Origin of the sequence: Anoxybacillus sp., from assembly GCF_036834105.1 — a bacterium.
Lineage (GTDB): Bacteria > Bacillota > Bacilli > Bacillales > Anoxybacillaceae > Anoxybacillus.
Genome location: NZ_DAITON010000102.1, coordinates 1 through 8,157 on the forward strand (window position 1 = coordinate 1; position 8,157 = coordinate 8,157).

Annotated in this window: 7 protein-coding genes and 1 pseudogene; all 8 read left to right on the top strand. The window is 38.5% G+C overall.

From position 1 onward, the window contains the following. A pseudogene (locus tag V7Z64_RS10000) lies at nt 1-348 on the top strand (methyl-accepting chemotaxis protein); the annotation flags it as partial. Between the two features lie 40 nt (nt 349-388). Further along, entirely contained in the window at nt 389-1,597 is a 1,209-nt protein-coding gene (locus tag V7Z64_RS10005) for an MFS transporter (protein WP_297988498.1), read from the top strand. A 284-nt stretch (nt 1,598-1,881) separates the two neighbouring features. Next, entirely contained in the window at nt 1,882-3,396 is a 1,515-nt protein-coding gene (nikA, locus tag V7Z64_RS10010) for a nickel ABC transporter substrate-binding protein (RefSeq protein ID WP_297988501.1), read from the top strand. A gap of 4 nt (nt 3,397-3,400) precedes the next feature. Beyond that, nucleotides 3,401-4,342 carry a nickel ABC transporter permease gene (gene nikB / locus V7Z64_RS10015; RefSeq protein WP_297988504.1) on the top strand — a complete coding sequence of 314 codons (942 nt, stop codon included), beginning with the start codon at nt 3,401-3,403 and terminating at the stop codon, nt 4,340-4,342. Then, nucleotides 4,339-5,160: a nickel transporter permease gene (gene nikC / locus V7Z64_RS10020; RefSeq protein ID WP_297988506.1), complete on the top strand. Its 822-nt coding sequence runs from the start codon at nt 4,339-4,341 to the stop codon at nt 5,158-5,160. The genes nikB and nikC overlap by 4 nt, the downstream gene beginning before the upstream one ends. 54 nt (nt 5,161-5,214) lie before the next feature. After that, entirely contained in the window at nt 5,215-5,961 is a 747-nt protein-coding gene (locus V7Z64_RS10025; protein WP_297988510.1) for an ABC transporter ATP-binding protein, read from the top strand. Between the two features lie 26 nt (nt 5,962-5,987). Further along, entirely contained in the window at nt 5,988-6,782 is a 795-nt protein-coding gene (locus tag V7Z64_RS10030) for an ABC transporter ATP-binding protein (protein WP_297988508.1), read from the top strand. Further along, complete coding sequence (locus tag V7Z64_RS10035) at nt 6,775-8,076, top strand: MATE family efflux transporter (protein WP_297988512.1); 1,302 nt, start codon at nt 6,775-6,777, stop codon at nt 8,074-8,076. Before V7Z64_RS10030 ends, V7Z64_RS10035 begins: the two co-directional genes overlap by 8 nt. Nucleotides 8,077-8,157: the final 81 nt, after the last annotated feature.

Sequence of the window (8,157 nt, forward strand, 5' to 3'; positions counted from 1 at the left end):
GTTATTATTTCAATGGAAAACGTGACAGACAAGGTAGGGACAGGAATTCGGTTAGTTCACATGGCAGATGAATCATTTGCCCATATTTATGACACGATTCGAGATGCGTCTGTTCAAGTACAACAAGTATCATTCGAGATCACTCGCATAGCTTTAGGCACAGAGCAAATTGTCCAATCGATGAAGCACGTTCAAGAGATTACAGAATCTGCTCATGTTGGCGCACAGGAAATATCCAAGGCGACAGAAGAGCAGTTAGCGTCTATGCAACAAGTTTCGGCCGCCGCCTATACATTATCTAACATGTCCGAAAAGTTACAGATGTTAATTGGAAAGTTTAAGGCATAGTCTAAGGCATAGTCGAATGAAAGAACGAGGGGGGGATAAATTGCGATCACTCTCTTCCGTTAAAGACCGATATCTTTTTTTAATGGCGTCATTTCTGTTTTGGGTTTCGAATTTTATTTACATGCCAATTTTATCGCCGTATATTGAAGCATTAGGAGGAACGTACACATTTATTGGTATTGTTTTAAGCAGCTATGGATTGATGCAATTTTTATTTCGGCTTCCGATCGGGATCATGTCTGATTTTATTAAAAAAAGAAAACCGTTTATCATACTCGGTATGTTGATGACGATGATAAGCAGTTTAACATTTGCATTAACCGACAGTTTAGGGTGGGCGCTCGTTTCGCGTTCGTACGCTGGGGTAGCTGCGGCAACATGGGTGGCTTTTACCGTTCTATATTCGAGCTATTTTAGAGATGCAGAAATCCATAAAGCGATGAGCAGTATTTCTTTTATCGTTGTTTTAGCTCAACTCATAGGAATGTCTCTGAGCGGTTACATTGTCGATAAGTGGGGCTGGCATGCCCCGTTTTGGATAGGTGGAGTTTTAGGGGTTATTGGTACAATCTTTTCTTTGTTCATTTACGAACCGAAAACGGTAGCTGTACAAACATCGATACAATTAAAGGATCTTTTGTCAGTAGTGCGGGAGTCACTTCTGTTAAAAGTTTCTTTACTATCCATTTTAGCCCATAGCATTATTTTTACAACAATGTTTGGATTTGTCCCGATGTATGTGTTGGAAATTGGGCTACAAAAAAGCGACTTAGGAATCATTGTGTTTTCGTTTATGATTCCCCACGGGGTGGCTACTTTATTTGTGGATAGGATACTCCTCCGATTTGTTAACAAATGGAGGGTTTTATCGTTCTTTTTTTTCTCAACCGCATTGTTCACACTAATTACTACGTTTGTTCATACCAAATGGTTATTGTGTATGCTTCAGGTAGCTAATGGTTTCTCATTAGGAATATTGTTTCCATTACTTTTAGGAATGTCGATTGAACCCATTTCACATGAAAAGAGAGCTACGGCTATGGGGATGTATCAAGCTCTATATGCAATTGGAATGTTTGGAGGACCGTTTTTTGCAGGGGTACTGAACTCACTAGTTGGAATCGCGGCAGGATTTTATTTTTCAAGTGTGCTAGGAGTCATAGCAACGTGGCTTACGTTGTTTTGGGATGGTAAAGACCGCTCTTGTGATCGTCATCCGATTTTAGAAATGGATAAAAATAATATATAGTGCTATAACGTGCGTTAGGAAGAGGATATTGAAGCCCTTTGACTCTGGGCTCTCCTCTTCTTTTTGTTTATTATTGTATGATTTTTAGACAATCCTTCCAAACAAAGCAGAAAAAATTTTTAAAAATATTCAAAAAGACATCATTTTTTTATCACATATAGATGCTACGTTTTTTGTGAAATTTCTCAAAATCTACGTGAATAACTTTACATAGTGAAGATGATAGTATAAAATCTTTTATTGAAAATAATAATTATTACGATTTAAAAGGAGGTATGTTAATCATGACTAGATGTATCAAGTATATGATGTTATTTTTCGTCATTTTCTTACTTGCATCATGTTCATTTCAAAATGAAAACACCAAAGAAAAGAAAAAACTTACATTGCTTTTCAATTTTTCAGCGGATACGATTGATCCGCACATGGATCGTACATATACATCCATTCGAGCAGGTGTCGTTGAAACACTTGTTAGAATAGGAGAAGACTTGAAGTTACATCCTTGGCTTGCTGAAAGTTGGGAAAGTAAAGATGGTCGTCATTGGACAATACACATTCGTGAAAATGTGAAGTTCCACAATGGAAAACTAGTAGACGGTGAGGCCGTGATGCAATCTTTACAAAGAGCAATAGATGAAAATCCATCGGTTAAAGCGGCTTTAAAAATAAAAAAAATGGAGGCCAATGGGCAAACACTAGTCATTGAAACAGAAAGCGTGTTTCCTTCGTTCCCATCAGAATTAGTTCATCCAAATACAGCGGTTGTCGATGTTCACGAAAAGGCGATAGATCAGAAACCGATTGGTACAGGACCTTTCAAAGTAATCGCATTTGAGCCGAGTGTATCGCTGAAAGTAGAGCGCTTTAACGATTACTGGGATGGAAGAGCAAAGCTTGATCAAGCCACTTTTGCTTTTAACGAAGATGCCAATGCGAGATTTATGGCATTGAAGTCAGGAGACGCTGATATTATTTTTAGACCGCCGGTGGAAAGTATGGAACAACTCCAAAAAGATAAGCACATTCACACCGAGGCTGTTCCAAGTTTACGTGTTCATCAAATAACGATGAATATGCGTAGTCCGTTTATGGGAGATGTGCATATGCGTAAGGCAATTGATGCACTAATTGATCGTCAAGAAGTTGTTGAGCATATTTTGAATGGACAAGCATCACGGGCAACGGGTCCGTTTTTGCCTTCATTCCCATATGTGCCTTCCTATCCGAAGAAAGAAATGGGGCTCGATGTTGCACAACAATACTTATTGCAAGGTGGATATAAGCTCAAAAATGGAAAGTGGACGAAGGGAGGAAAAGAAGTTCGATTGAAAATATTAACATATAGTGCCCGCCCAGAGCTTCCTCTCATCGCTCAAATATTACAAGCAAAGGCAAAGGAGCTTGGCATTGAGATGACGATTCAACAAGTTGAAAACATTGACGAGTATTTGGGCAATACGACGGATTGGGATATAGCTACGTATAGTAATTTAACAGCTCCACGAGGAGATTCAAGCTACTACTTAAATGCAACGTACATGAAAGATGGAGCTCTAAACTATGGGCACATTTCCCATGAACGTTTGACAGGAATTATTGATGCTATAAATAAGACGATTGATGAGCAAGAGCGTAATGAGTTAACAAAAGAAGCGTTGACGATTATTAACAACGAAGTACTACACTCTTTTATCGTGTATCCGCATATCGTTGTGGCGTATCGAGATCATGTGAAAAACTTTATTGTGCATAGGAGTGAATACTATATGATTACAAAAGATTTGAATGTGAAGTGATAATATGGAAAGGATTGGTCAAAGGTTTTTAGAATTTGCTTTATTTTTCCTCATTTTATCTTTTGTTAGTTTTCTTTTTATTCAATTAACACCAGGTGACCCAGTAAGACAAATGCTTCGGGTTGATGAAGTAGCGGTCACACAAGAACAAATAGAAAGTTTGCGCAATGAGCTAAAACTTGATGAACCTTTACATGTTCAATACTGGTATTGGTTGAAACGTTTTTTTGCTTTTGATTTGGGGAATTCGTATATGACGAATCGACCTGTTGTTGAGGAATTGTTGACAAAGTTTCCTACTACGCTTGAATTGGCGCTTACTTCCTTACTTGTTATGCTGATGATTTCCATTCCGCTCGGAACCCTTGCTGCGGTTTATAAAGGAAAATGGATTGATCATATTAGTCGTTTATTTGCCTTAATTGGCTCTTCAATCCCTAGCTTCTGGTTAGGGATTGTTCTCATTTATATTTTTGCTGTTCACTTAAACATATTTCCGACTATAGGGAAGGGAACATGGAAGCATCTAGTATTACCTTCTTTAACATTAGGAATAGCAATGTCAGCTGTATATGTTCGGATGATTAGATCGAGTCTGTTAGAAGGTTTTCAAAAAGAATACGTCAAAGCAGCAAGATCAAGGGGAATTGCCGAAACAAGAATTTTCTTTTTTCATGTTTTTCGCTCTGCACTTATCCCGCTCATCACACTTTTTGGTATGAGTTTAGGCTCTCTGATTGGCGGAACAGTCATAGTTGAAGTGTTGTTTTCTTATCCAGGTATTGGAAAGTTAGTTGTTGATGCCATCATGAGACGGGACTATCCTATTATTCAAGGGTATGTTTTGTTTATTTCTTTGCTCGTCATCGTTATCAATATACTTATTGATATGAGCTATCTATACTTAAATCCCGAAATTCGATTAAAAAAGGGGGAGCGAAAATGACTTCCACAAAGATGATACGTCTGTTTCAAATATGGTTCCCTCTATTTTTATTACTTCTATATATAGTTGTCATACTCATTGCACCTTTTCTTATGTCACAAGATCCACTGAAGATAAATATGGATCATCGACTTGCCCCAATGAGTAGGGAACATATACTCGGAACAGATCACTTGGGCAGGGATTTACTGGCGCGCATACTGGCGGGAGGACAAGTGACGGTTGGAGTAAGCTTTTTGGCCGTAATTCTCATCTTAGCGATTAGTATTCCTATAGGAATCTTATCAGGATTTTTCGGCGGATGGTTTGATCGTTTTTGTATGCGCACGGTCGATTCGCTTCTTGCCTTTCCAGATTTTATTGTTGCTGTAGTGTTAACAGGTCTTTTAGGCCCGAGTCTATTTCATGTTATGTTAGCTATTATCATTGCGAAATGTGGAAGCTATATTCGAGTTGTTAGAAGTATAATTTTAGTAGAAAAGGAGAAAGACTATATACTTATGGCGCGAACTAGTGGATTACGAACGATGCAAATTGTGAAAAAGCATTTCTTCCCTCATGTTATTGGCAATGTTATCGTCTTAGTGACGCTAGATTTAGGGAAAATTATTTTAATGATTGCCTCTTTGTCTTATATCGGATTAGGAGCCCAACCGCCTGTTCCAGAGTGGGGGGCAATGCTCAATGAATGTAAGTCATATGTCCACAGTGCTCCGCATCTGATGATTTTTCCGGGGATTGCGATTATGTGCACCGTTCTTATCTCTAATTTAGTAGGGGATCATTTGAGAGATCACTTTACCTTGCAAAATAGGTGATGAAGGAGGCATACAATGGAGTTATTACGTATTAATTGCTTAAGTTTGTCTATCATGGGGGAGCATATTTTGAAAGACGTAACCCTAACTGTGAAACGTGGAGAATGGTTCACGCTCATGGGGGAGAGTGGGAGCGGGAAGAGCATGACCGCTTTAGCGATTGCAGGTCTCTTGCCTTCCTCTGTGCTCATGGAGAAGGGGGACATTTTTTTCGAAAATAGAAATACAAAAAGTTTCTCTGCGAATGAATGGAGGAAAATAAGAGGAAAAGAAATATCATTCATTTTTCAAGATTACTATAACACTTTCACCCCTTTCATAAAAATTGGGCATCATTGTGACGAGGTTATTCGATCTCATGAAGCGTATTCAAAGGAAGAAAGAAAAAACATGATTATCCGCGCTTTCGAAGATATGCAGCTTCCAGCTGAACGAGTATATAATAGTTATCCATTCCAGTTAAGCGGGGGACAGATGCAACGAGTTGCCATTGCATTGGCTATCGTTTTGCGTCCAAAATTACTTATAGCTGACGAGCCTACGACAGCGCTTGATAGTGTAACAGCAGCACACGTTTTAGAACTTATTTCCTACATTAAGCAGCAGATGAATTGTGCCGTGCTTTTTATTACTCATGATATTCGACATGCAAAAAAGTATTCAGATACAATTGCTGTAATGAAAGCAGGGGAAATAGTCGAATACGGGGAAAAAGATCAATTGCTCCGTTCCCCGTGTCATCCATACACGAAAAGTCTATTCGATGCTGCGCCAAAGCTCAAACGCCCTACATATGTATAAAAATGTAGCGATAGGAGCGATGTTTGATGGATGTATTAGTTGCTAAAAATGTAAGGAAAAGATATTCTACAGGTAAACAAGCTTTAAAAGGGGTGTCCGTACGTATTAAACATGGGGAAATTGTTGGATTAATTGGGGAAAGCGGAAGTGGCAAGAGTACGCTCGTACGTTGTTTGCTTATGCTTGAAAAGATGGAAGAAGGGGAAGTGTTTTTACTAGAGCAACCTTTACATAAGATGAGCAGGGGGGAATTACGACGAATTCGTTGTCATATACAACCGGTGTTTCAAAATCCATCGGGCTCGCTCAATCCAAAGTTGAAAATTATCGATTCTTTGATGGAAGTGTTAGATGCACACCCTCACGTGACGCCCCCTTACTTAAAGGATGTAAGGGATCAGCGTAATAAATGCGCAAGCCGACTGTTAGAGATGGTCGGGATTTTGCCGCGTTATTTACATTGTTATCCACATGAATTGAGTGGAGGACAAAAACAGCGCGTCGCGATTGCTCGAGCAATTAGTGTAGCGCCTTCGCTCGTTATCCTCGATGAGCCGACAGCAAGCCTAGATGTGTATACGCAATACCACATCTTACAACTTTTAAAAGAGATTAGAAATGAGTTAAATTTGTCTTATTTATTTATTTCCCATGACCTTCCGACTGTTCATACATTCAGTGAGCGAACGATGGTGTTGAAAGAGGGAGAGATAATTGATGAGTTTTGTAAAGAGGAGCTCTTTTCTACTCAGCGTCATCCATATGTAAAACAATTAATTGCTTTATGTGAAGAAGGAGAGTATCATGCGTTATTTGACTAATCGTGAGTATTTATACATTGCCATTCCACTTATCGTATCTACCATCACAACTCCATTGTTAGGTGCTATAGATACAGCAGTTGTTGGGCACTTAACAGATCCTTCATACATTGGTGGGGTTGCTGTTGGGACAACGATATTTAATACGATATATTGGTTATTTGGATTTCTAAGGGTAAGTACAACAAGCTTCACTGCCCAAGCTTACGGGGCGCATGATGACACAAAGTGGTCTGTTTCTCTTATGCGTCCTTTTTTAATGGCGCTCGCAATCGGGTTTATTTTCATTTTATTCCAACAATGGATTAAGCAGGTCACTTTCGCGTGGATTGAGCCACCGGAGCGTGTTTATTTGTTTGCTGATCAGTATTTTTCAATTCGTATTTGGGGGGCTCCTTTTGCCCTTGCCAACTATGTAATCATTGGTTGGCTGATGGGGATGCAGAAAGTAAAAACATCGTTGTTTTTACAAGTATTTACGAACGTGTTGAATATTGTTCTGGATATATTGTTCGTGCACGTGTTTCATATGGCGGTTCAAGGGGTAGCAGTTGCAACGATTATATCGGAAGTCATGTCTTTTTTTATTGGTACGTATATACTTGTTCACAACCAAATTCATTTTTCGGTATTGTTTCATAGAAAGTTATGGGATGGCTCAGAGTTAAGAAAAATGATATCTGTAAATAAAGATTTAATGATTCGCACAGTTTGTTTACTAATTGTACTTAATTTATTTACTGCAAAGGGGGCTGAATTCGGTACAGATGTTTTAGCAGCCAATGCGGTACTTATTCAAATTCATTATATTATGGCATATTTTTTGGATGGTCTTGCAAATGCTAGTAGTCTCTTTACAGGACAGGCTGTAGGAGCAAATGATCAACGTTTATATAAACGGACGATTTTCCTATCCACGCAATGGGCACTTATTTTTTCTATATGTATCGCCTTTATTTATATACTGAGTCGTTCTTTTGCCATTCAGCTGTTTACAAATAGTGAGCAAGTTATACAATTAGCGGAAGAATATAGTTTATGGATAGACATATTTCCTATTGTGGCAAGCTTCGGTCTTGTTTTTTATGGCGTTTTTACGGGGGCTACAGAGACAGCTTTTGTACGTGACTCAATGATTTTATCACTCATTTTGTATATGATTGTATATTATACATGTGTACCTATGTGGGGGAATCATGGTTTATGGCTTGCATTTATTGCATTCAGCATGGGTCGTTCTTTATTTTTAATGTTGTATATTCGAAGATTGACAAATAAAGTATTTGGAATGTGAAATTGCATAATATGGTACTGTTCGTGTGTATTGGATTACTTTCATAAAGGGGGAGAAATAAGGATGGGAACAACTAAAAAA